Below are 26,160 nucleotides of genomic sequence, written 5' to 3' on the forward strand. Positions count from 1 at the left end.
ACATTGACTTTTTAAATTGACAATTGATAGTTGACAATTGACAATGAAAAAAAGCTCATCACTGATTAAATGGCTATTAGCAATTGGCCGTTAGCTGTTGGCGAAAAAACATTGACTATTGACTAAAAAAGTTTCGGGTTTCATGTTTCGGGCTTCAGGTTAAAAAACATCACTCATCACTGATTATTCATCACTGATTTTTTCTGTTCACCACTCACCACTCACCATTCACTAACCAAAAAAACAAATATCGTGGATACAAAAAATTTAAACCTGTTTTAAACAATTTGGGCTAAAAAATTATTTATATAGTGAACCCAAATAAAAATAAACATTATGGCTGCTAAAAAAACAAAAACTACAAAAACCGAAAAAAGTCAAGTTGCTACTACGCTTAAAGATTTTTTTATAGATGCACTAAAAGACATCTACTGGGCTGAAAATGCTCTGGTAAAATCATTGCCGAAAATGTATGATAATGCCACTGACATTAAATTAAAAACTGCTATCAAAGATCATTTAGCGCAAACAAAAGAACATGTTGTCAGATTAGAGCAAGTGTTCAAATCATTAGGGAAAAAGGCCGAAGGAAAAAAATGTTTGGCAATGGATGGTTTGATAAAAGAAGGCGATGAAATAATGGAGGAAACCGCAGAAGGTCCGGTACGTGATGCAGGCATCATTGCAAGCGCACAAAAAGTAGAACATTATGAGATTGCCACTTACGGAACATTAGCCGCATTTGCCAAAACTTTAAATGAAAGAACAGCTTTGGATTTATTATTAAAAACCTTAGGAGAAGAAAAAAAATCAGATACTTTATTGAGTTATATCGCCGATACTAATTTAAATTCTCAGGCTGTTGGTGGTAAATTAAAATCCAAGGCATTAAAGGCTGTTTAAATCTCATTACTTACTAAAGAAAAATTATTATGAAAATAAATGAAAAAGAACCCTTTGAAGATGGGGCCAATCCTAAACAGGAACAATTAGGAAAATTTACAACGGATAATCAAGGTGAATTTTTAACCACTGATCAAGGACTAAAAATTAATGATGATCAAAATTCATTAAAGGCCGGTGATAGAGGCGCAACACTACTTGAAGATTTTATACTCCGTGAAAAAATAACACACTTCGATCATGAAAGAATTCCGGAAAGAATTGTACATGCAAGGGGTTCAGGTGCGCACGGTGTTTTCGAATTATATAAGCCAATGGCAAAATATACCAAAGCAAAATTTCTGAATGATACATCAATAAAAACACCGGTGTTTGTCCGTTTCTCTACAGTTGCAGGATCCAGAGGATCTACAGATATGCCTCGTGATATCCGTGGCTTTGCAGTAAAGTTTTATACACAAGAAGGAAACTATGACCTGGTAGGAAATAATACGCCGGTATTTTTTATTCAAGATGCTTCCAAGTTCCCTGATTTGGTGCATGCAGTAAAACCGGAACCGCATAACGAAATTCCACAAGCAGCATCAGCACATGATACGTTTTGGGATTTTATTTCACTGATGCCCGAAGCTATGCATAATATTATGTGGTTAATGAGCGATCGTTCTATTCCAAGAAGCTTACGAATGATGGAAGGTTTCGGTATTCATACATTTCGCTTTATAAATGAAAAAGGAGTTTCGCATTTTGTAAAATTTCATTGGAAACCATTGCAAGGTGTATTGGGATTAGCTTGGGATGAAGCGCAAAGAATTGCAGGAAAGGATACTGATTTTCATCGCAGAGATTTGTGGGAAGCAATAGATGAAGGGCATTATCCCGAATGGGAATTAGGTGTGCAAATAGTGCCTGAAAAAGATGAACATAAATATCCGTTTGATTTATTAGATCCTACGAAAATAATTCCGGAAGAAATGGTACCTGTTGAAATTATTGGAAAGATGACCTTGAATAGAAATCCGGATAATTTCTTTGCGGAAACAGAACAGGTTGCTTTTCATCCCGGGCATTTAGTACCCGGAATTGATTTCACCAACGATCCTTTATTACAAGGTAGATTATTCTCTTATACCGATACACAAATTTCAAGATTAGGTGGGCCTAATTTTCATGAAATTCCAATTAATAAATCTATTCCTGATGTAACTAATCATCAACGTGATGGCATGCATAGAATGCAAATTAATAAAGGAAAGGTTTCCTACAATCCTAACTCAATTGGTGGAGGTTGTCCGTTTCAGGCAATGATGTCAGAAGGTGGATTTAATTCTTATGAAGAGCGTATTGATGCAACAAAAATCCGCAAGAGAAGCAAGAGTTTCTTCGATCACTTTAGTCAGCCGGAATTATTTTATAATAGTTTAAATAATCATGAGAAGCGACATTTACAAAATGCATTTTCTTTTGAATTAGGAAAGGTAAAAATTGTTCCTATTCGTCAACGAATGGTAAACATGCTTTTAGAAATAGATAAAGAATTAGCAAACATTGTTGCTGATAATTTAGGATTGAAAACAGAGAAACTTTCACAACCAATTACAGGTAGTATTCCTGCAGATGGAAAATTAGAAGATTATAAATCTTTTAAAAATAAATTACCTATTAGTAGTGCGCCATCATTAAGTATGGCCAATAAATTACCCGGAGATATTAAATCGAGAAGAGTTGCGCTGCTAACTGCAGATGGAGTTAATGACGAAGCATTCACGAAAATAAAAAAAGAATTAAGTGATTTAGATGCGATGGTGTCAGTGATAGCTCCCAATCATGGATTTGTAACTACAAAATCCGGCGATCAATATCCAATTGATGAAAGTTTACTCACAGCTACTTCGGTTGTTTTTGATGCGGTATATGTTGCAGGTGGCAATAATGTAAAAGCACTTTCTAATCAGTCTGCTGCGCTGCATTTTATAGCAGAAGCTTTTAAACATTGCAAACCGATTGGCGCAGATAAGGATGCTGTTGATTTAATAAAGAAAGCAATTCCTGAAATTAAATTACCGGCAGATGGTGTTTGCACCAACGAAAAAATTATGGATTTTGTAAAAGACATAAAGCAACACAGATTTTGGGAACGTGAACTAAATCCTGTTGTTCCTGCGTAATTAAAATTGTTTTGTTTTCAATGTAAAATAGAGGCTGTTTCATTTTGATTCAGCCTCACTTTTTTAGAGTAATTTAATTGCAGTTTATATCTGGTAAAATAACTTTGAATATTGACTTAGAACATTGACTAAAATAGTTTCGGGTTTGGTTCCAGGTAAAAAATTTTTCATTACCAATTACTTATTTTTTCTCACTATTCACTATAAAAAACTCATTACTGATTACTCATCACTGATTACTCACTTCTCACCATTCACCACTCACTACTCACTTAATAAAATCAACAACACTTATTTTTTTATTCTCAACTGTTACAACAGAATTTTCTGAAACGGTTTGCCATATATCCTGGAAATTACCAATAGGTTCTGAAACAATACATGCGGCAAAATCTCCAAATTTGCCATCTATAGCAGGATTTATTTTTATCAGTTCATCAATACCCGGACTGATATAAAGAGTTGGTGATTTACCATCGCTACCATAACGAAAAGCCCAAAGAGATTTACCATTTGAAATACATAAAGTCATCCAGATAGCATCCTCAATACCATTTTCTTTTGCAGTTTGTTCTACTACCTCCACCATTTTTTTTATTCCACCAATCACATCTTTTTCCATTCCATAAGTAAGTGCAAGATGAAACATCACTTCAGAGTCTGTGGTGCCTAACATATTTTTAAAATATTCAGGAGCAATTTTAGCGATTAACGGCTGATGTAATTTTTAAAATCTGCAATTTGACCGTTGTGTAAAAACAACCAATTGTTATATCGGAAAGGATGGCAATTGGTTTCTTGTACGGAAGCTAATGATGTTGCCCGCACATGCGACATAAATAATGGCGATTCAATATGATCTGCAAGATCGAGCAAGTTCATATCATTCCAAGCAGGATGTATGCTGCGATATAAACCCGGCGTCGCAAAATTATCGTACCAGCCAATACCACATCCATCTCCATTAGTAGGCACACGCACCGACTGTGCATGTAAACTCTGATGAATTAAATTGTTTTTGGTTTATGAATTAAGTCGCCCATTAAAATAGGAGCACCGGAATAAGCAAGCCATCTACACATAGTGTATGCAAGGTATTAATTAATAGTTGATTTTGGATTACAGAACTTCTTTGATTTCGTGATGCTAATAAGATGTAAATGCATTTTTGTTGGCATTTCAAATCTCGGGTTGAAAAAAAACTCATCACTGATTTAATGGCTATTGGCTATTGGCAGTTAGCTATTAGCGAGAAAATTATGAATATTAACTTAGACCATTGACTTTTTAAATTGACAATTGATAATTGACAATTGACAATGAAAAACTCTCCTCATCACTAATTTTTTAATTCACCATTTATAATTTACCATTGCATTTTGCTTATTGCATTTTGCTTATTGCTTATTGCTAATTATTTTTTCACCACTCACCACTCACCACTCACCACTCACCATTCACCATTCACTATTCACTATTCACCATTCACCATTCACCATTCACCATTCACCACTTTATGGTAAAACAATTAATGGTGTTTGTCCTGCATACACTAATTCATTAATGATAAATCGTTTGAAAAGTTGATCGGTAAAATTGCGGGAGCCTTTTTGAATTACCAATATTTCATCAATGTTATTATTGATTACTTTCTTTATATCTTCCAGTCTATTTTGTCCTTCATAAATTGCAAAATCTGTTTTAAATCTGTCTGCAAACATTTCTGCTAACTGCTGCAATTGTTTTTCTATATGATTTGTCTTTTCATTTGGTTTGGCTAAATAAAAAAAGGTGATATTGGTATTTTCATTGTCAATAAATTTTAGAAAATTATTAAGCTCCAATGTGTTTAATGGTTCTTTTTCATTTATTGCAACAAAGATTTTTTCATGAGAAAAAGAATTAATTTCCTTAGGCATTGCCACAATTATATTCTTTGTCTTTTTAATCACCTGAACGGCAACACTGCCAAGAAATAATTTTTTTAGCACCCCTGTTCCTTTCACTCCAACAAAAATTAAATTTTCAAACGGTTCCGCTAATAATTCGGATAAGGAAATATGAAGTGGTTTTTCTGAAACCATATAAGTAACATTCCTTGAGTTTGGAATGATAGATTGTGCAAGTGCTTTTAATTTTTGAATCGCTTCATCATTTGTAAAATCTATTATTTGTTGTTTGGCTTCACTGTTTGCAAGTGCAGGAGCTATTATAATAGTTTGATGAAGTAAAAGAATTTCCGGATTTACTTCTTTGCTCCAATCCATTGCATATTTTATCAGATTGCTTGAGTATTCTGAAAAATCAATAAGTAATATAAATCGTTTTCTCATTTCATTATGCTTTTATAGTATTAAGAGGATTGTAAAGGCAATCGTTTACTTTAATAAAATCTTCCTGATTATCGGCAAGTACCATTAGAATATCATGCGTTTCAATTTCTGTTGAACCGCCCGGTCGAATATATTTTCCATTGCGTTTTATCATTGCAATGAATGCTGAGCTTGGTAATTTCAAATCCACAATGCGTTTATTCACGGCATAGTAATCAGGCATAATTAAAAATTCTTTTAATAGCGATTTTGGAAAATCTAAAATCAATTCATCCATTTCTGTATTCTGTTTTTCTTTTTCCGGCAAAGCAACATTCAACCATTTTGCAACTATAGATAAAGTGGTTCCTTGAATAAGCACCGATGTAACAGAAATAAAAAACACGATATTAAAAATCATATCTGCTTTATCAATTCCTGCTAAAAGGGGGTAGGTAGCAAATACAATTGGAACAGCGCCTCGCAAGCCTACCCATGAAATATAAAATCGTCGTTGCAATTTCATTTTAAAAAACATCAGACTAATAAAAACACTCACTGGCCTTGCAATTAAAATTAGAAATAATGAAATAAGCATTCCGATACCAATGAATGGAATTATTTCAGTTGGGAACACAAGCAATCCTAAAGTAAGGAACAACACAATTTGCATTAACCATGCTAAGCCATCATACATTTTCAAAATAGATTTCTTATGAATCAAATTTTGATTACCTAAATACACCGCACAAATGTAGATAGCAAGAAAGCCGTTACCTCCAATAAAATCTGTTGCTGAAAAAGTGATAAACATTAATGCAATTACCAACACAGGATATAGTCCTTCAAAGTCAAGTTTAATTTTATTGATAATAAATTTACTCACTTTGCCAAAGACAAAACCTGCAATACCACCCAAAATCATTTGTTGTAAAAACAATGGAATTATAGAAACAATACTTTGATCCTGATTAATTACTAAAGTCAAAAAAGCAATAGTCAGCACATAGGCCATGGGATCATTACTTCCACTTTCTAATTCTAATGTAGGTCTGAGATTTGTTTTTAATGCTAAATTTTTTGAACGCAAAATTGAGAACACTGCTGCTGCATCTGTAGATGAAACGATGGAGCCAAGCAGCATACTTTCATAAATAGTAAAGTCAGTGAGGAAGTAAACAAATGTTCCGAGTGAAAGGGCGGTAAGCAGCACACCGAGCGTTGATAAAACCATCCCTTCTTTAAGAATAGGTTTTACTGATTTCCAATTCGTATCAAGTCCTCCGGAAAACAAAATAAAATTAAGAGAAACTATACCAATGAATTGCGCAATTTCAGGATTATCAAAATGAATTCCTCCAATGCCATCGGTGCCTGCCAGCATTCCGATTGCCAGGAATAGTATTAAAGTAGGTACACCAAATTTATAAGAAGTTTTACCGGCAACAATACTTATAAAAAGAAGAAGAGAGCCAATTAATAATATGTTTTCAATGGTAATATTCATCTTGTTTTTTAAATATAGTAATTAAAACTTTGACTTAGAACATTGACATAGAAACATTGACTTAGAACTTTGACCATTGACAAAAACTCATCACTGATTTAAAAGCTATTAGCGATTAGCTTTTGGCAGTTGGCGAAAAAAAAACTTTGACTATTGACTAAAAAAGTTTCGGGTTTCAGGTTAAAAAACATCACTCATCACTGATTTAAAAGCTATTAGCGATTAGCTTTTGGCAGTTGGCGAAAAAAACTTTGACTATTGACTAAAAAAGTTTCAAGTTTCGTGTTTCAGGTTAAAAAACATCACTCTTCACTGATTACTCATCACTGATTTTTTCTATACACTATTCACCATTCACCATTCACTATTATAAAACGAAACAGCAGAAATCCTTCCTAAATTTCTGCTGTTTCTTAAAAATAAAAAATTGTTTACAATGTAAATATAGAAAAAGCAACAACTAATTATATTTTTTAGAAAAAAAATTTTTAATCCAATATATCAATCAAGCCACCCTCACCTTCTTAATTCGTATATCTCCGCTATCGTGGACATATAGCACAGAGATGGCTGCACAGAACATAAAAATGCCGCTCATTACAATTGCATAAATTGCATTGTTATTATAAATGGTGGCAACGAGTGGTCCACCGAAAATACCATTGATGATTTGCGGGAAGGTGATAAAGAAATTAAAGAGTCCCATATAAATTCCGATTTTACCTGCGGGAATACTTCCTGCTAAAATGGAATAAGGCATTGCTAAAATACTTGCCCAAGCAATTCCTACTCCAATCATGGAAAAAATAAGTGCTTCCGGACTTTTTGCAAAATACATAGATAGCAAACCGATGCCGCCGCATGTTAATGAAAATGCATGTGTGAGTTTGCGGCCTAATAATTTTGCTATTCTGGGAAGAAACAATGCATAGATTGCACTTACTAAATTATATACCCCGAAAATAATTCCTACCCAATTTCCTGCTTTGCGAAATGTATCGCTCGACGTATCGTCCACAGGTAAACCATAAATATGATGTGCGATTGCAGGTGTTGTAAATACCCACATACCGAAGAGTGCAAACCAACTAAAAAATTGCACCAAACCAAGTTGACGCATTGTAGCGGGCATGTTTTTAAAATCAGTAAATATTTGTCTTAATCCCGCATGTGTTTCTTTTGTTTTGCCGTGATATTTTTCATATTCTTTCGGCGGATATTCTTTGCAAATACAACTGTTATCATGATGGCTGCGAAGAACACGATTGCACCGATATAAAAAGACCAGATTACATTATCTGCCACTTGCCCTTGTGGAGCAGATGCAGAAACACCACCATAGTTTGCTAAAATATATGGCAACCAACTTCCACCAACAGCACCGATACCAATTAAAAAGTTTGAATAGAAAAACCGAGAGTGCGTTGTGAGTCAGGTAGATTATCTGCTACTAATGCACGGAATGGTTCCATAGCCACATTAATACTTGCATCCATTATCATCAGGAAACCTGCGCCTACAAGAAGAGCTGCTTTGCCTGTTAAAAAAACGCCTGAGTTAGGTAATAAAATTAATGCGAGACAACAGAAAACAGTACCGATGATAAAGTAAGGTTTGCGCCGACCAAATCTATTCCAGGTATGATCGCTATAATGCCCGATGATGGGCTGCACAATCATACCTGTTAATGGAGCCACTAACCAAAACCAACTGAGATGATGAATGTCGGCACCAAAGTTTTGAAGTATGGCAGAAGCATTTCCATTCTGTAATGCAAAGCCGAATTGAATTCCGAGGAATCCAAAACTCATATTCCAAATCTGCCAGAAACTAAGGCGAGGTTTTTCCATTTTGATTTCTATTTTTGAAGGCGATGCAATTTAGGAATATTTGCGAAAGGCAATCATTTCTTTATTTTAATTTGTATTCATTTTAATTTCTAATCTAATCAATACATGCTACCAATTCAGAAAAAACTCAGCAACTCTTTTTACTCCATACTTGCATTACCGGCAACAGCAATGGGCTTTGCTTTATGTGTGCAGATAAGTGCATTGAGTTGGATACTCTCTACAGAATATGGATTGGCAATTGATGAAATAGGATTGGTGTGGGCATCGGGTCCATTAGCAGGTTTAGTGATGCAATTAGTAGTGGGATTAATATCTGATAAGGCTTGGTTTTGGGGCGGACGCAGAAGACCATTTATAATTATTGGCGGTGTGTTGGCTGCGATGATGTTATTGTGTTTACCCAACTTAGATGTAATTCAAAAATTATTTGGTGCAAAAAGTTTAATACCTGTTGCATTATGTGTTGCCACTACTTTAGACCTTGCAATTAATTTAGGATTTAATCCAACACGCAGTTTAATTACAGATGTTACACCCGATGGAAAAGCAAGAACAAAAGGTTATACATGGATGCAAACTGTGTCTGGTACATTTGGTGTGCTTGCATATTTTATTGGTGCCGAAATGGGAAATTACACTTTGATTTATGTAGGTGTTTTTATCGTGCTGGCATTTTCAATTTTCCCTACTTTATTTATCAGTGAGCCAAAAGAATTAGTTTCTGATCACGATGAAGAAAATAAAATGGATGTGCATGCAGATACAAAAAAAGCAGAAGTAAATGAATTGATAAAAATATATTTTGCAAATGCATTTTCATGGATTGGTGTGCAGACAATGTTTGTGTTTATGTTTGCTTACGCTGCGCAAATATTATTTAATACCACAGAAAATTCCTTGTTGAGTGATATTGATAAAAATCAAATTGGAAAAGTAATAGGATATTCTTTTTAATATTAAATGCAGTGGGTGCATTTTTTCCTGCATTAGTATTAGAACCACTTACAAGAAAATTTGGAAGAATTACTGTACATTCAACTGCATTGTTAGTAATGAGTATTGCGTATTTATGTATTGTATTATTTGGCAATACTGTTCCGATATTATATTTATGTATGGCATTGGCAGGAGTGGGTTGGGCAGCAATTGTGAGTTTACCTTTTGCAATTATGAGCGAGAAAGTGAATAAAGCGAAGATGGGTTTGTTCATGGGAATTTTTAATATGAGTATTGTAATTCCGCAGTTGGTAGTGAGTTTAATTATTGCACAATTTATTCAGTCAGCAGAAAATAAAAATTTGATTTTCGAAGTAAGTGCAGTCAGTTTATTTATCAGCTTTTTATTATGGCGATTTGTAAAAGAAAAGAAAGGCGGGGAAGTAATGAATGGTGAATAGTGAATGGTGAATGGTGAGTAGTGAATGGTGAGTAGTGAATGGTGAGTAGTGAGTGAGTAGTGAGTGGTGAATAGTGAATGGTGAGTAGTGAATGGTGAATTTGAAAAATGTCGAACTGGCGAATCGTGGAATCGTGGAATCGAAAAAGCTATGGCAAAAGCTAATGGCAATGGCTTGTTTTCAGTAACATTGAAAATCAGTAATGAGTTTTTTAGTGAATAGTAAGTGGTGAATAGTGAATAGAGTGATGAGTAATCAATGATGAGTTTTTTTGTCAATGGTCTAAGTTAATAGTCATAGTTTTCTCGCCAACTGCCAACAGCTAAACGCCAATAGCCATTAAATCAGTGATGAGTTTTTTTCATTGTCAATTGTAAATTTCTCCAAGGTTGGCGTCTCGCCAAACCTTTCGAAATCATAAAAAATTACACAGAGTTCACTGAGAAAAACACGGAGCTTCACTGAGAATAAATAATAACTCCGAGCAACTCCGTGTAATTTCTATTTACTTTCTTGCAAATCCTAAAGACTTAATTAAATAATACATCTTTATAACAACTTATCTGTTAGACTTATAAATTCAAACTAAACTAATTGTTATGGCAATAGTTACTATTAATCCTTTTACAAATTCACAGATTGCTTCTTATGCTGAACATACTTCGGAGGAGTTACAAATAATTTTAAGTAATGCGGATGTTATTTTTAAAAAGTGGAGAACTACCACATTTAAAGAGCGTGTTTTATTGATGCATAACGCAGCAGAAATTCTATTGAAGAATAGAAATAAATATGCAAATACGATTTCTTTAGAAATGGGTAAACCAATTAATGAAGCAATTGCAGAAGTTGAAAAATGTGCATGGGTATGTAATTTTTATGCGGATAATGCAGAACAGTTTTTAGCGACGGAAACAATTGAAACGGATGCGCAATCCAGTAAAATTAAATATCAACCACTGGGAGCTATACTGGCTGTGATGCCCTGGAATTATCCGTTCTGGCAAGTGTTTCGTTTTGCGGCGCCTTCTTTAATGGCGGGTAATGTGGGCTTATTAAAACATGCGGGAAATGTATTGGGAAGCGCAAAACATATTGAAGATATTTTTATTGAAGCAGGTTTTCCAAAAGGAGTATTTCAAAATCTTTTTTGTTGGACATGATGCCGTGAAAGATATTTTAGAAAACAAATTTGTAAAAGCAGTTTCACTAACCGGAAGTGAAAAAGCAGGAGCAAGTGTAGCGGCAATTGCAGGAAAAATATTAAAAAATCTTTGCTTGAATTAGGAGGCAGTAATGCATTTATTGTGTTGAGTGATGCAGATATAAAACAGGCAGTTTCTGTTGGAGTGAAAGCTCGTATGCAAAACGCCGGACAAAGTTGTATTGCAGCAAAACGATTTATTTTAATGGATGATATTGCCGAGAAATTTATTACAGCATTTACAGATGAAGTAAATAAATTAATAAGTGGTGATCCATTAGAAACTACAACACAAATGGGTCCGCTTGCAAGAGTTGATCTTGCCGAACAAATAGAAAAACAAGTAAATGATTCCATTGCAAAAGGTGCGAAATTAATTGCAGGTGGTAAAAGAAAAAATGCGTTTTATTCTCCAACAGTTTTGATAAATGTTACTCCGGGTATGCCTGCCTTTGATGAAGAATTATTCGGACCTGTTGCTGCAATCACTATTGTGAAAACAGAAGAAGAAGCATTGGCGCATGCAAACAATAGTGAGTTTGGATTAGGCGCAACTGTATTTACAAACAGCAAACAAAAAGCAGATTATTTTATTGACAACATAGAAGATGGTGCAGTATTTATAAATGCATTGGTAAAAAGCGATCCACGATTACCATTTGGAGGTACTAAAAAAAGCGGGTATGGCCGTGAGTTAGGAAAATATGGAATCTTAGAATTTGTAAATATTAAAACGGTGTATATTGATAAGGGATTGAAATGAAATGCGGAAAATTTTGTAGTGGGTAAAATAAAGACTAGCCACGAATCTTCAGGAATAAATACAATTTGTATACTCTGTTTTAAAATAAAAAATTCGAATGCGAATAAAAGATCTATTCGTGCATTGACCTTTTTCGTGCATTCGTGGCTGCATTTTTTCAATTTCAATATTTTCCTAAAATCAAACAAATATTAATCCTGTAAAACATTCTGGCTAACTATTTATCCCGAAGGGATAACATGAATATAGAAAACACGCACCCAAATTACATGCGAACCCGAAGGGGTCGAACAAATTATAACAATGGGTTTTGCTATAAACATTGGATGCGATGGCATCTTTAAATGAATGACAATTATTTCCTTTTCAGTTGATTTTTTCTGGATCAATACAGAAATATATTTACATCTTTATAAAAATTATATAGCTATGGAAAATCAAACATATAATATTGCAACTCTACATAAAGAGATAGTGGAATGGAAAGAACTCGTTTTGTTGGTGCGTGATGAGATTGCAATATTCGAACATCAATTAGGTGAATTACTTTCTTCTCCACAGGAGATGGATGTGATGCAATTTGCACAACATTTTGAAAGTCAGTTTATCAGACATAAAGAAGTGAGTGATGAATTATTTCATGATTTAAAAATTGCAGATCATAATTTAAAAGTAATACTTGAACGCAATCCTGAAATGGAATCTGTAGAAGGTTTAGATCATGAAGAATTACGAGATCGTGTACAGACTTACGAAAAACTATTCAACGAATTAAAAGGAAACTACCGGCATTTTCTTGCTGCTGCACTTTCCTGATTTATTGCACCAGTTCAAACGCCGCCCAATTATATGCATCTGTCTTTTTCTGCATAGCAATTCTTGCCTTGTATAAACTTGCTTGTGCATCATCACCATTTAATAATGCAGTGTAAAATAGTTGCATAAACTCGGCGGTATATTGATCGGGAATTTTCCAGAGACTGACGAGTAATTGTTTTGCACCTGCCATGCGGAATGCTCGTTGTAAACCATATACACCTTCTGTTCCCTGCACATCTCCCAATCCTGTTTCGCATGCACTTAACACTACGAGTTGAGTATTTAATAAATTCAAATTGGAGATTTCATACGCAGTTAAAATACCATCTTCCTGTGTGCTATCTGTAACACCATTTATCCATGTGTTATTTCCTCCGGCTAAAATAATTCCACTGCGCATCAATGGATTTTTTGAATGTCGGTAACTATAACCCGGTGTATTTAAATCAGTAACTGAAGTATCTGCATCAGCAAAGAAATAACCATGTGTAGCAATATGAATTACATCATAATTTCCGGCAGCATCTTTTATATTCTTTTCAGTTGCGCTGCTGCCTTTATAAATTTTAGTGGCCAAATTATTTTCTTTTGCATCTGCTGCAATTTCCTGTACTTCAGTTAATGTCCCCGGCAATGCTTTCCAGGTATCACCTCTTGAAATATCTGTATCCGTTTCTGCTAAAGCAAGGTAGGCATCATCATCTGTTGGAGTTGCACTTTCATAATTAATTCCACCTGCTAACAATACAGATGAAAAGGGTTTTGTGCTTTCTACAATGCGATCACCCACATTTGTTTGCAACAGCAAATGATACTTATTAAATACACAAGTATTTTTATTAATAGGTAAAGCATGCATTGCAATTTGATTTATAATACCTGCCGCCGAATAATAAATTGTTGTTGATTGTTGCAAATAATTTTCCATCGGTTTCCAAAGCAAGGCATATAATTTATCGCCCTGATAATATAAAGTATCCTCAGGAAAATCAGGATCAGGAAAACCATAAATACGTTGAACATAAGTGCGATCGTTTTCATCATTTCTTCTTTGTAAAATTTCATTTAACTCATCGCTGTTGCACAGATACACATACTCAGGATCAGCAGAACCCGGTATAGTAATTAGTGCTATATAATCTTTTCGAAAATATCCGGTTTCAACAGAGTTATCAATATCAATAAATTGAATAATTGCTTCGTCGGGTTTCAAACTTGTTTCTAAAGAATTCCATGATTGCACATCTGTACTTTTAATCATAGCTTTTAATGTATCCGGAAATTTTTCTCCATTTGCTCTGCCTGACTTTCAAGCTGTGTTGCCAATGAAGGATTCTGTGCAGAAACTGAAGCCGCTTGTTGCCGAACCGCTAACCATGTATTAAAAGTTTGTATATCGTCAACACTGCCATATTGCAAAAAATTATTGCGCAATGATGTAATGTTTTTCAATAATAAACCTCTTAAAAATAAATCTGTTTCTGCTGCTACAGTTTTTAGTTGAGGATATGTTTGTTGATGTTCTTTTAAGAAGTATAAAAAGTTATTATGTGTAGATGTAAATTGCCCGAGCAAATATTCCTTCTCCACTTCTGAAACAAATAAAAAATTCGACTTTAAAAAATCAACACTGTAATCAATGATGTCGAGATAAATTTTTTCGGCTGCATCAAAATCTTGTAAATGTTCGGATGAGCTTGCTAAAACAGTTTGACAATACATGTAAATAATATCTCCTCTTCCAAAATATTTTAAAGTGTTGTTTAATGCATTGGAATAATATAATCGCACACTATCCCATTCTTGTTTTTGAATATAATAATTGCCTATTCCGATATTGGCGTTTATAAGATTGTTTGGATCGCTGTATGGCAAAGTATCAAAAAAGGCAATTCCGGTTTTTAATGCTTCTAACAAACCGGTTTCATCCGCAATTGTAGTTCCTTGCTGTAAATCAACATTTATGACAAGCAATGCAAACATCATTGCGTTGGACATTATTTCTTCTGAGGTCTCGAGAGAATCCAGATAACCTACACCTTCCAATGCGACATTCATACTCTGTTCTGCTTCACCATTACTGAAATAACAATTCGCTTCCATAGCAAACGTACTGCATAAAGCACTCGCATAGCCGGGTGTATTTTTATATATTTCTATTGCAGCAATACATGCTTCCACACATGCAGAATATTTTCCTACACTAAATAAATTACCTGCATAAAATACCATCAGATTTGCATAGCCGGCATCCTTACCAAAGCCAAGTGCTTCATAAGTATCAAACGCCTGTTCTAAATATTTATCAGAAGTATTATAATCTCCCAGATTCGCATAATAGCTGCTTAGCGTCTGATATAATTCAACTTCGTATTCATTTGGTGACCCATATAATTGTTTTGATAATGCAATAGCGGATGTTGTCATTTCTAATTGTAAATCCAAATTTTTTGTTACATCAGTAACATGTACTAAACCATAAGTGATATCAAATATCCATGCAGCATCTTTAGTAATTTGTTTGCAAAGCGTTAAGGCTTCTACATACATTTCTTCTGTTTCCTGATATTTGCCTGCAAAGAAATATGCATTACCCGCAAAGATTGCTGCATTAATTCTTATGGTATCACCAAGGTGTGTTTCCCATGCTAAATTTTTTGCTAGAAGACATATATCACAAGCTTCCAAATACTTTTCTTGCTCCATTAAAAGATCACAACTATTAGCAAGTTCTGTATAAGATTGTGTGAAGCCAATAATTGGAATCATTACAGAAAACAAGGTTATCATTAAAAATCTATGCAACATACACTTATGGAATTTTATCTTTGGTTCATCTAAATTACTATTAAAACAATTTTATAAACTTTAAATCAATTTTATGCGCAACCTGTTTTTAATCTTAGTAGCTTCTTGTTTAGTAACAAGTGCCTCTTATGCGCAGTATGGAACCGGCGTTATACCTGATCCCATCGCTGCCAAAAAATTTAAATCCAAAACTCCTGTATCAGCAGGATATGGAAGTGAAATTCCTGAAAGTTTTTCATTGAAAGCACATACACCTTATGCAAAAAATCAAGGTAACTATGGTACTTGTACTTCATGGTCTGTAGCCTATGGAACATTAACCACTGCTTATGCTTATAATTTAGGATTTACTAATCGTAATTTAATTACCGGATTAGCTTTCGATCCTTATTTTATTTACAACCAAGTGAAAGCAGATGAATCATGTCAGAGTGGAAGTTCTGTTGAAAATTCATTATTGCTTTTAATGGATGTAGGAGCAAAAAAATTCTATATGCCTGTGATAGGATGTGGAACAGAAATTACAGATGCGATGATGAATGATGCAGCAAATTATCGCATTGCAAATGCATATATTTTATATAATACAACGGATATAATGCCAAGCGAACGCACAGAAACTGCATTGAATAATTATTTCAATTCAAAACCTAAAGTTGATATTGAACAAGTAAAAACTGCATTAACTATTGGAAGCCCAATTGCATTTGCAAGTTATATTCCCGCTTCATTTTTTGCAGCTTCAGGAAATTATTGGAGTGCTACTGCTGAGGAAAGAAGTAATCCCGGTAAATCAGTTTTGGATAATACAGGTATGCATCAATTACATGCAATGACTGTTGTTGGATATGATGATAATAAAAATGGTGGCTCATTCGAAATTATGAATTCATGGGGTGAAGGTTGGGGCAACAAAGGTTTCATCTGGGTATCTTATGATGATTGGGCAAAGTTTGTTTATCAGGCTTTTTGGATTGACTTAGGAACAGTGGGAGCAATGGAAAATTTATTGGGTGCAGGTTGTTCAACCGGTGATTGTGCTGATGGTTATGGTGTGTATGTATTTGAAGATGGCACTCGCTATGAGGGAAATTTTACCGCAGGCAATTATGATCAGTACGGAATTTATACATGGCCAACCGGTGAAGTATATGCAGGTCAATGGAAAAATGGAATGCGCAATGGTGAAGCAACTCGTTATTTACCAACCGGTGAATATGGAACATGCATTTATGAAAATGATAAATTGGTTTCCGGATTTGCAGATTGGAAATACAATAATGGTGATACTTATTATGGTACTCTTTCTTCCGGTTTTATACGCAATGGTTATGGTGAATATACTTTCACTGACGGTATGAAATATTCCGGTTCATGGAAAAATGACAAGCGTGAAGGTTTAGGAAAAATGAAATACAGTAATGGTGATTTATATGTAGGCGAATGGTATGATGATTCACCTCATGGTTTTGGATATATGATGCATACTAATGGAAAAGTGGAAGCGGGAAAATGGAGTTATGGTAAAATGGAAAGCGGATCTACTTATGGTTTTGCATCATCCGAAATGCTTGCAGCCATGCGTGAGTTTAATATGTTTGAACCTGCTGCTTTAGCGTATGCAAGTGCGGATTGTAAAGATGGTGATTGTTTATTCGGTGATGGCAAACGTGAATATATCGGCGGTGTAATTTATGATGGTGAATTTAAAGACGGTGTTGAAGATGGTTATGGTGTGATGCAATATCCCGATGGATCAAAAGTGGTGGGTAACTGGAAACAAGGTAGCAGCAATGGTGTAACTCGTGTTGAATATGCCGATGGTTATAAAATCATTTTAGATTATCACAATGGTGTGATTGACGGATATGCAATGGTGATGGATGAGAATGGAAATGTGATGATGCAGTTGTATGATAACAATGCCTTTGTTCGCAATGTAGAAACAACAGGAAGTCCGGGATCTACAATTGGTGGCAATGAAACATTTGCAAAAGGTCCTTCTGATTATACAAAAGTGAGTAGTCCAAAATAATGATGAGTAATACTTTATATACAGGTGGGAAGAATCTACTGCACTTCAGGTTGTGCAGGGTAGTTCTTCCTGCCGTATTTTTTATGTTGATGTTTTCTGCTATCCGTGTAAATGCACAACGCAATACAGATTATGCTTACGAAGTGTTTGAAACATTGCTGCGCACCATCAACAGAAATACACCGAGCCGACCGGTTTTAATTGTTGAGAATAATGCTTCATTAATTGCAAGTACTTATTCCGATGGTCAGATAAAAATTGGTTATCAATTAATAGATCATTTCAGATCGTTTGGCGCAGATTCTTCCGCCGCTCTTGCTCATATTCTTTCGCATGAATTAATGCACTATTACAATAATCATTTATGGGGAAATGTGGTTGGTTCTTCTTATGCCGATGAGCAATGGGGATTAGAACTTTCAAAAATTGGTGCGGATACAATTACAATTCAATTGCACGAAACACAAGCAGATATTTACGCAATGTATTATGCATTCAGTGCAGGTTATGATACTTACCGCCTTGCCGATATGGTGCTTGACAGTACTTATTATTGGTATCATCTAAAAGAAAAACTGTTGGGCTATCCCAGTAAAACTTCACGCAAAGAAATTGCCGCTGATGCAGCAAAAGATATTGAAACTTTAATTCCAGCTTTTGAATCTGCAACATTGCTGTTACAAATTGCAACTATGTACTCAGGTGAAGAGATGCTCAGTATTTTGCAATTAGCATCTTCTAGTATCAATGCAATTCTGGATAAAAATATTCAGACCAAAGAAATGTTTAATAACCTTGCTATTGCCGATATCATGCAAGCATTGGTTTATTTAGATAATGATACTCTGCTTAATTTACAATGGCCGTTAATTATTGAAACAGAATCTGTTTTATATTCTATGGGCGGCACCAGAGGAAATTCCGGAAGTGATAATACAGAGAAAGCAAAAGAGTTATTGAATAATGCTTTGACATTATTAGACAATGCAATTTATTTAGACAATACTTTTTATCCTGCATATATCAATAAATGTATTGCGCTGCTATTACTTAAAAAATATGGTTCATGTACTGATGTATTAGATGAAGTGCAACCATTGCTTCCTGCCGATAGAAAATTTTTATATGATGAAATTTCCGGCTTGAGTTATTTATTAAAAGGAAAAATAGATCTTGCAAAAGATGCATTGAATGATGCAGAAAAAAACGGTAGCAAAACAGCACAAATCAATCTGCACATTTATGCAGATCCTTCTCAAATTATTTCTCCTTCATTAATTATTGGTTCTGATACTTCTACCACTATTGATGGAGAATATATAGGTACTTATATGGATGGACATGGTGCATCTCGTTTTAATCGTTTTGATCTTTCCGCAGGATATGCTACTATATTTTATGATACTATTCCCGGAGGGATGTTGTATGATATCCGTCCAAAACCCGGAGGCAGTCCATTCCGATATATTCGAATAATCAGTATGACTGATAAACAAACTTCTACAAGTAAAGGCATTCATGCCGGCAGCACAGAACAAGAATTAATAAAAGCTTATGGTCAGCCGTATGCTATCCGCTATGAATCGGGTACAACTTTGTATCTCTATCCTGCTCAAAATCTTTTTATTCGTCTGAAAAATGGCAAGGTAACCGAATGTTATCATTGGTGGGCAAAATAATTTTCACTTTTTTTTAATTTTTATTTCCTTCAAAAGCCTAGTAAAATAAGGGTTCCTTGTTTTACTTAACAATGTTTAACACCAAGTACCTGCCTTAAAAGCTACTATGTATTGCATGGTATTATCCTATGCATTATGTTTGCACCATGAATGTAGAAAATGCTCAAGCTCAAATGCGTAAAGGGGTGCTGGAGTATTGTATTCTGGCCATCATCAACCAAGGTGAAATTTATCCGTCGGACATTATTGGAAGACTAAAAGAAAGCTCACTATCGGTTGCTGAAGGCACCATTTATCCGCTGCTAAACCGGTTGCGGGTTATGGGATTACTCAGCTATAAATGGGTAGAAAGCAGTTCAGGCCGCCCCGGAAATATTACCAGCTCACAGAGCAAGGAAATATTTTTTTAAACGAACTCAACAAAACATGGCAGGAACTTGCCAAGGCAGTATCAGTTAACACAAAACACTTAAAACCTAACGAAAGATGAATAAGTTATTAAATGTAAATATAGGAGGCACTGTTTTTCAGATTGATGAAAGTGCTTATCATAAAATGGATGCATATCTCAACAGCATTAAAAAGAAATATGCCACTACCAATGGTGGTGATGAAATAATCAATGATATAGAATTGCGTATTGCAGAATTATTAATTGAGCAGGTGGGATTAAATGGTGCAGTAATGATGCAACACGTAGAAAGTATTATCACTACAATGGGAAGGCCGGAAGAGTTTGAAGCGGATACAATGACCGATGAAAAATTTGATTATGCAACGCCGAGAACAAAACATTTTTATAGAGATGCTGATAATCGTGTTTTGGGTGGTGTGTGTTCCGGAATTGCAGCATACTTTAATGTAGATCCACTTTGGTTGCGATTAGCATTTGCATTGTCGATGTTATTTTTCGGAACAGGATTTTTATTGTATCTGATTTTATGGATAATAATTCCAACTGCAAAAACAAGAGCCGAGAAATTGGTAATGCGTGGCGAACGTGTAAATATTTCAAATATTGAGCGCAGTATTAAGACAGAAACTACGCACATGAAAACCCGATTAAATGAATTTGGTGAAGAAGTGAAAGAAACATTTTCAAAAGAAAATGTGCAGCGTACAAGTAATTCACTAGGTGGATTTATTGAAAGCGTATTAGAATCATTGAAACCTTTTTTTAAACAAATTATGCGCATTATCGTATTTGCAATTGTAGCAGTTTGTTTAATTGCTTTGGTTGCAGTTTGTGTTGCATTTTTTACAGACTCAGGTCGATTGAGTTCACAATTAAATTTTGCATCTGCACATATATTTGAGAATAAAAAACAGGCAACAATTTTAATTGGCGGCGCACTAGCACTGTTAGCAATTCCCTTGTTTTCTCTGATATTTAAAGGGATGAAATTTCTTTTAAATGTGAAAGGAAAATTCAAAGCATTGGACTGGACTTTATTTGCTCTTTGGATAGTTTGTTTTACCGCAGTAATTGTTGTGGGTATTCAATTAGGTCAGAGCTTTGAGTATGAAGGAAGATCATCTGAAAAAGTAGAGATTACACAACCGGCAAATGATATTATGTATATCCAATTGGATGATTCTTATAAAAATAATTTTTATGAAAACTATGGTTATGGCAAGAGATATAAATGGGATGAATGGGATAATGTGGTTATTTATAAAGACACCGTATTGTTCAATAATATAGAGTTTACAATTGAGCGCAGCACAGATTCTTTATTTTATATAAATCTGTATAAAAGTGCAAGAGGTAGTAGCAGAACAGATAGTAAATCAAGGGCAGAACAATTTCAATATTCCATCAATCAAAATGATTCGGTAATTATAATTCCCTCCACAATTAATCTCGGTCAAACTGAATTATGGAGAGGTCAGCAAATAGGAATTGTAATAAAAGTGCCGGATAATAAAATGATTGAATTAGATAAACAGTTAGAGGAATATTTAAATGATAATGCAATCACAGATAATCTTTCGGATAAAGAATTATTTGGTTCTAAATTGCGGATGACTCCCTCCGGATTAAAGAGTGTAGTATATTTTTAAAACCTTTGTAAGGCATACAGAAGGCAGCGTAATTGTAAAATTATTTTATAACAATTTAAATATACAATTATGCAAATCAATGGAGCACATTGGCATTTATTGCTCAATCATTTTCCAATCATACTCAGTATCATTGGAACAGGTTTTTTGTTCGCATCGCTTTTTATTAAAAACAACGGGTTTCGCAAGGCATCGCTGTTCATCATTGTCGTTGCGGGTCTGTTTGCTATTCCGGCTTATAATACCGGTGAGGCCGCAGAGGATGTAGTTGAAAATTCAACTGTGGTCAGTGAGACTTATCTTGAACAACATGAAGAATTTGCGTTAGGTGCATTGGCTGCTATTATAGGAGCAGCTGTAGTTGCACTTATCGCTCTTGGTATCATGCAATGGAAAAGTGAATGGACAGGTTTAATGATTTTACTTGCATTTCTTGCTTCAATTATTGCAGCTGGTTTTTTAGGATACACAGGATATACCGGCGGTAAAATTATGCATGCAGAAATTCGCAATGAAGCGGGCAGCCAAACAGAAAATGTGAAGTCTGGTAATACTGAAAAAATGAAGATGGATAATGATGATGATTAAATAAAAAGCAATACATGCATCGTCAATTATCATTTGAAATCTGATGTAGTATTTTAATCTATTTTCTTAGACTTTGTTGAAATGTGCGTTATCTTTTTTCAATGAGATAGCGCATATTTTTGCTTTAATGTATTTTCAAATTTGTGGTTTAGAAAATATGTAGAATAATTCGCAACTAAATAATTAAACTCTACCGATAATTCACCATTATATTAATATATCATCACAGGTAAACTACCACCGACTTTATCTTCAGTAAACCAGGAGACATTGTAAAATCCCGGTGCAACATCAGAACAAGGAATTATAATTAAATTATTTTCTACAGTAGTATTTAAAGTAATTTTTTTGCCACTGACATCACTTAAGCTTACCAATATTTTTTCATTTTCGGGTAATGTTGTTTGAATATAAAAAATATCGTTTGCCGGATTCGGAAATAAATTAATAATGGCATCGGTATTTGGAATTTCATGCAATGCAGTGGGTAAATTAAGACCTGTTGTATCTTCAATAAAGAAATATAACATCACCATCATTTCATCATCACTTGTTAAACCAAACCATACTGGTTCGGGACCATTGTTATAATATTTTGCTTCATGAATAATTCCATTTTTAGGAACAACAGGTAAAAAATTATCCCAGTATCTTGTAGGGGGATGACGGTAATCATATATTTCGTCCGGGCAACCGGGAACGCCACTTGTTCCTTCACAAGAAGCATCAAAGATATGTTCACCTTGGGAGCCATCACTATTGCGCAAATAGATGTCGTAATCGTAACCATATTTATGTGTATGCGAAGACATGGCCCAAACAAATATTTCATCCGTTACTCCCGGACTATATACTGCATCGCTGAATGAATGAATTTGGGAATCATTCGGAATATAAATATCTGTATTCGTAGGTAAGTCAGTATGCATTTCATACACTGCGGTTCCGGTGGGTTGAGTATAAATATTTACATACACTTCGCAAGCCATTGCCTTATCAGTAGAGTAATTTATATAATGCGAATTTAAATCTAACCATGTGTCTGCCTCCCATTTAAAAGCGGTTCCCTGTGGCAAATCTAATGTGCCTGCATATTGCGCAGCGGTTACCATGGATACACCTAAAAATTCAGGATCTGATTCACGTAAACCATAAGGATTGAAGAGATACGTTTCTAGTTCATATTTATAAATAATGTAATGGTGTGAATAGTCGCCCATAACAATTTGCAAACTATTTATTTCAATATCCTCTGGAATATGAGTTTCGAATTTGCTCCAGTATTCTGCTTCCGTTCCAGGCCATAAAAACCAAGGGCCGTAATGTATTTGATAACCCTCGCCTTCCGCAGGTGGAGCAGGTGGCGATGGTACACTTTGAATGCCTTCATTATCATAAAATTCAGCAATTAAAGCGGTGTCAACAGGAGATCCTGTTTTGTTTGCACCATAAATAATCCATTGCCTTACCAACTCGATAACTTTATCATTCAGCGGGGCTACATCTTTAGGGCAAGCAGTTCCTTCACCTGCTTCCAGATCCACATCTATTGCAAGTCCGTTATTTATTTTACTGAATAAAAAACTCCGATAAGGATCACCCGGTGTAACCAATTTAAATCCTTTTGCAGATGCTGTACTGTTAGTTGGAGCAACATCATATAATACATCATACACTTCATCTTTGCTTCCATTTAATACTAATCCACTTTCATTACCGGGCATATGACATGCACCACAATTTATTTGTAATACACTATATACTGATTCGAAAGTGGATTGTGCATTTGTAACAATTATACTACCGCACATTGTGATTAGAAAAAATAATTTTTTCAATTTGTCTGATTTTGAGTTCGCTAAATTAATTAATTACAAAGTGGCATTGTAATAGGAATGTAAAGTACGAAATTCAGTTGCTCTTTAAAAAAGAATCTTTAAACCAACTTGCGTATTTGATATAATTATTGGCAATGCGTTCAATATTATGTTTAAAAACTTCTGGAGTTAATTCTTTTACTTTTTTTGCCGGAACACCCGCATAAATAAATCCACTTTCAAGAACACTATTCTCCAACACAACTGCACCTGCTGCAATTAATACATTGGAATTTACTATTGCATGATCCATTACAATTGCACCCATACCTATCAATACATTATCATGAACAGTGCATCCATGAACAATTGCATTATGACCAATACTTACATTATTGCCAATTGTTGTTGGCGCTGTTTCATAAGTGCAATGAATTACTGCATTATCCTGAATATTTACTTTATTGCCAATGCGAATACTATTCACATCGCCTCGCACCACAGCATTAAACCAAACACTGCATTCATCTCCCATTATTACATCACCCACAATTGTAGCTGTTGGTGCAAGGCTGCAACCATTGCCCATTTTTGGTGAAATATTATTTACCGGAAGTATGAGTGCCATATTATTTTTTTAATTTTTCTTTTATAGCAGGCACTGCTTCAAGTGCTGCATTATATCCTGCCTGATAAATTGCTTTTGATTTTTGTAAATCAAATAAACCGAATGCAGATGTGTCAGGATCAATAACGATATCACATTGCTTTAATCGTGATTGTACATGTTCTTTTAAACTGATATCAAGACATCGCATTCCCACATCTTTAATTCCATTTATCTTGCTGTTATATTTCACCGTATTTACATTCACACCAATCAGCACTTCACATTTTTCCCGTATTGCTTCGGTAGGCATATTATTTATTACACCACCATCCACATAATAATGATCATTAATTTTTACAGGTTTAAATACAAGTGGAATAGATGCGGAAGCTATAACAAACTGTATCAGATCATCACCGTTGTGAATCACTTCGCATCCACCTTTATTCAGATTAGTAACAGATAAATAAAATTCTTTTTTTAATGCATTAAAATTATTATGCTTCAATTCTTTCGTAAGCATATCTTTAAAATAACCCAATTCCATCATTCCCCTATCGGGCAATCGCATACGTATAATACTATACAAATTTTTATGCTCAACCAGTTTCAAAATATCTTTCGGTAACATGCCATCCGCATACAATACACCGATGATGGCACCCGCACTGCAACCGGAAATGATATCGGGATGTAAACCATTTTCATACAAAGCCTGTAATACTCCTACATGTGCAATTCCTCTTGCAGCACCGCCGGATAATGCTATTCCTATCTGATGTTTCATCGATTAAAAATAATCATAACACTACTGAAATGTGTTTATTAAATGCACTAATTTTTCTTTTTAATTACTTCCGTTGCTTCACCAAATTGCATAGCAAAATCTTTTATTTGCTTGGTAAGCGTTTCGTTGTTATTTGCTTTATGATATGTATCTGCCATTAAGATAAATGTTTGAAAAAAAAATTTATTCATTTCATCCTGACGCATTTCCTTTGTCCATAAATCAATGCGCAATGCTTCTTCATAATGTGGATCCCAAATAGACACCATTACAGCTTTACATTCTTGTGGTTTTTCAGAAGTGCTGTCGGTAGCATGCCATTCAATTTTCGATGGTAATTTTTCATTATCCAGATACACACTGAACTTAATATCCGATCGTTTTTCAAATTCACTCATATACTTGCTTTGGCACGAAATTAGTCAAATATGGCACGAAGAAATCAGAAATAGGAATCAAACAATTTATATTTTCTGTTAACTTTAAGTTTTAAACACCTACAAAATGAAGAACTCATTCAAAATTATTGTTATTGCAATTTTATCTTTTATTTCAATACAATCTTATAGCCAGATAGTATATGTTACCGAATGGAAATCGGAAGCAGATAAAATCGTGTATGTTACCGATGCGCAAAGTGATGCCGATGTAGTTGTTTTTAAAACCGAATGGAAAAGCGATGCAGAACCCATGAGTGGAATCTGGTATTTTACAGAATGGAAAAGTGAAGCAAAACTTAAAATTTATTTCACACAATATCGCAGCGAAGCGGATTTGGTAATTGCATATACCACTTGGAAAGGTGATGCCGCATGGCGCAAAAAGTAATCGTCTTCAATCTTAATT

General features: G+C 34.6%; 18 protein-coding genes and 4 pseudogenes. 11 read left to right on the plus strand and 11 right to left on the minus strand.

The window, feature by feature from the left end; all coding sequences use genetic code 11:
• Window positions 1-336 precede the first annotated feature (336 nt).
• The gene (locus tag IPN31_14700; protein MBK8683127.1) at window positions 337-903 is read left to right on the plus strand and encodes a ferritin-like domain-containing protein; all 567 of its coding nucleotides are present in this window, start codon (window positions 337-339) and stop codon (window positions 901-903) included.
• Between the two features lie 29 nt (window positions 904-932).
• The gene (locus IPN31_14705) at window positions 933-3,071 is read left to right on the plus strand and encodes a catalase (GenBank protein MBK8683128.1); all 2,139 of its coding nucleotides are present in this window, start codon (window positions 933-935) and stop codon (window positions 3,069-3,071) included.
• A 268-nt stretch (window positions 3,072-3,339) separates the two neighbouring features.
• Here IPN31_14705 and IPN31_14710 read toward each other — a convergent pair whose 3' ends face one another.
• The 5 genes and pseudogenes from IPN31_14710 to IPN31_14730 all read right to left on the minus strand — a co-directional run bounded on the left by IPN31_14710 (window position 3,340) and on the right by IPN31_14730 (window position 8,740).
• Window positions 3,340-3,747, minus strand: coding sequence for a hypothetical protein (locus IPN31_14710; GenBank protein MBK8683129.1), 408 nt, complete (start codon window positions 3,745-3,747; stop codon window positions 3,340-3,342).
• Between the two features lie 32 nt (window positions 3,748-3,779).
• Complete coding sequence (locus IPN31_14715) at window positions 3,780-4,046, minus strand: class II glutamine amidotransferase (protein ID MBK8683130.1); 267 nt, start codon at window positions 4,044-4,046, stop codon at window positions 3,780-3,782.
• Window positions 4,047-4,585: 539 nt separating this feature from the next.
• On the minus strand, window positions 4,586-5,404 hold the full coding sequence (locus IPN31_14720; GenBank protein MBK8683131.1) for a universal stress protein: 819 nt from the start codon (window positions 5,402-5,404) through the stop codon (window positions 4,586-4,588).
• 4 nt (window positions 5,405-5,408) lie between these two features.
• On the minus strand, window positions 5,409-6,890 hold the full coding sequence (locus tag IPN31_14725) for a potassium/proton antiporter (GenBank protein MBK8683132.1): 1,482 nt from the start codon (window positions 6,888-6,890) through the stop codon (window positions 5,409-5,411).
• 505 nt (window positions 6,891-7,395) lie between these two features.
• Window positions 7,396-8,740: pseudogene (locus IPN31_14730) on the minus strand (MFS transporter).
• A 105-nt stretch (window positions 8,741-8,845) separates the two neighbouring features.
• Here IPN31_14730 and IPN31_14735 point away from each other — a divergent pair.
• The 3 genes and pseudogenes from IPN31_14735 (at window position 8,846) to IPN31_14745 (ending at window position 12,923) form a co-directional block, all read left to right on the plus strand.
• Window positions 8,846-10,140 (plus strand): annotated as a pseudogene (locus tag IPN31_14735) (MFS transporter).
• 599 nt (window positions 10,141-10,739) lie between these two features.
• Window positions 10,740-12,107, plus strand: a pseudogene (locus IPN31_14740) (NAD-dependent succinate-semialdehyde dehydrogenase).
• 429 nt (window positions 12,108-12,536) lie between these two features.
• Entirely contained in the window at window positions 12,537-12,923 is a 387-nt protein-coding gene (locus tag IPN31_14745; protein ID MBK8683133.1) for a hypothetical protein, read from the plus strand.
• A gap of 1 nt (window position 12,924) precedes the next feature.
• Here IPN31_14745 and IPN31_14750 read toward each other — a convergent pair whose 3' ends face one another.
• Both IPN31_14750 and IPN31_14755 read right to left on the minus strand, forming a co-directional pair.
• Entirely contained in the window at window positions 12,925-14,187 is a 1,263-nt protein-coding gene (locus IPN31_14750) for a CHAT domain-containing protein (protein ID MBK8683134.1), read from the minus strand.
• Between the two features lie 5 nt (window positions 14,188-14,192).
• The gene (locus IPN31_14755; GenBank protein ID MBK8683135.1) at window positions 14,193-15,734 is read right to left on the minus strand and encodes a hypothetical protein; all 1,542 of its coding nucleotides are present in this window, start codon (window positions 15,732-15,734) and stop codon (window positions 14,193-14,195) included.
• 73 nt (window positions 15,735-15,807) lie between these two features.
• On the opposite strand from IPN31_14755, the gene IPN31_14760 reads away from it, so the two are divergent.
• The 5 genes and pseudogenes from IPN31_14760 to IPN31_14780 all read left to right on the plus strand — a co-directional run bounded on the left by IPN31_14760 (window position 15,808) and on the right by IPN31_14780 (window position 22,100).
• Window positions 15,808-17,769 (plus strand): hypothetical protein, encoded by a 1,962-nt coding sequence (locus IPN31_14760; GenBank protein MBK8683136.1) that lies wholly within the window; start codon window positions 15,808-15,810, stop codon window positions 17,767-17,769.
• A complete protein-coding gene (locus IPN31_14765; protein ID MBK8683137.1) occupies window positions 17,769-19,448 on the plus strand; it encodes a hypothetical protein in 1,680 nt (559 codons plus the stop codon). Before IPN31_14760 ends, IPN31_14765 begins: the two co-directional genes overlap by 1 nt.
• Before the next feature lie 146 nt (window positions 19,449-19,594).
• Window positions 19,595-19,938: pseudogene (locus IPN31_14770) on the plus strand (PadR family transcriptional regulator).
• Window positions 19,935-21,512: a PspC domain-containing protein gene (locus IPN31_14775; GenBank protein ID MBK8683138.1), complete on the plus strand. Its 1,578-nt coding sequence runs from the start codon at window positions 19,935-19,937 to the stop codon at window positions 21,510-21,512. Before IPN31_14770 ends, IPN31_14775 begins: the two are co-directional and overlap by 4 nt.
• Before the next feature lie 69 nt (window positions 21,513-21,581).
• Window positions 21,582-22,100 carry a hypothetical protein gene (locus tag IPN31_14780; GenBank protein ID MBK8683139.1) on the plus strand — a complete coding sequence of 173 codons (519 nt, stop codon included), beginning with the start codon at window positions 21,582-21,584 and terminating at the stop codon, window positions 22,098-22,100.
• 212 nt (window positions 22,101-22,312) lie between these two features.
• On the opposite strand, the gene IPN31_14785 is transcribed toward IPN31_14780, so the two are convergent.
• From IPN31_14785 to gldC, 4 genes are all read right to left on the minus strand, one after another.
• The gene (locus IPN31_14785; GenBank protein ID MBK8683140.1) at window positions 22,313-23,938 is read right to left on the minus strand and encodes a T9SS type A sorting domain-containing protein; all 1,626 of its coding nucleotides are present in this window, start codon (window positions 23,936-23,938) and stop codon (window positions 22,313-22,315) included.
• Window positions 23,939-24,011: 73 nt separating this feature from the next.
• Window positions 24,012-24,545, minus strand: coding sequence for a gamma carbonic anhydrase family protein (locus IPN31_14790; protein MBK8683141.1), 534 nt, complete (start codon window positions 24,543-24,545; stop codon window positions 24,012-24,014).
• Between the two features lies 1 nt (window position 24,546).
• On the minus strand, window positions 24,547-25,314 hold the full coding sequence (locus IPN31_14795) for a patatin-like phospholipase family protein (protein MBK8683142.1): 768 nt from the start codon (window positions 25,312-25,314) through the stop codon (window positions 24,547-24,549).
• A gap of 47 nt (window positions 25,315-25,361) precedes the next feature.
• A complete protein-coding gene (gldC, locus tag IPN31_14800; protein ID MBK8683143.1) occupies window positions 25,362-25,712 on the minus strand; it encodes a gliding motility protein GldC in 351 nt (116 codons plus the stop codon).
• Window positions 25,713-25,818: 106 nt separating this feature from the next.
• Between gldC and IPN31_14805 the strand changes: the two genes are divergently transcribed.
• The gene (locus IPN31_14805; GenBank protein MBK8683144.1) at window positions 25,819-26,142 is read left to right on the plus strand and encodes a hypothetical protein; all 324 of its coding nucleotides are present in this window, start codon (window positions 25,819-25,821) and stop codon (window positions 26,140-26,142) included.
• The last annotated feature ends 18 nt before the right edge of the window (window positions 26,143-26,160 follow it).

The organism is Bacteroidota bacterium (genome assembly GCA_016715425.1).
Taxonomy (GTDB): domain Bacteria; phylum Bacteroidota; class Bacteroidia; order Chitinophagales; family BACL12; genus JADKAC01.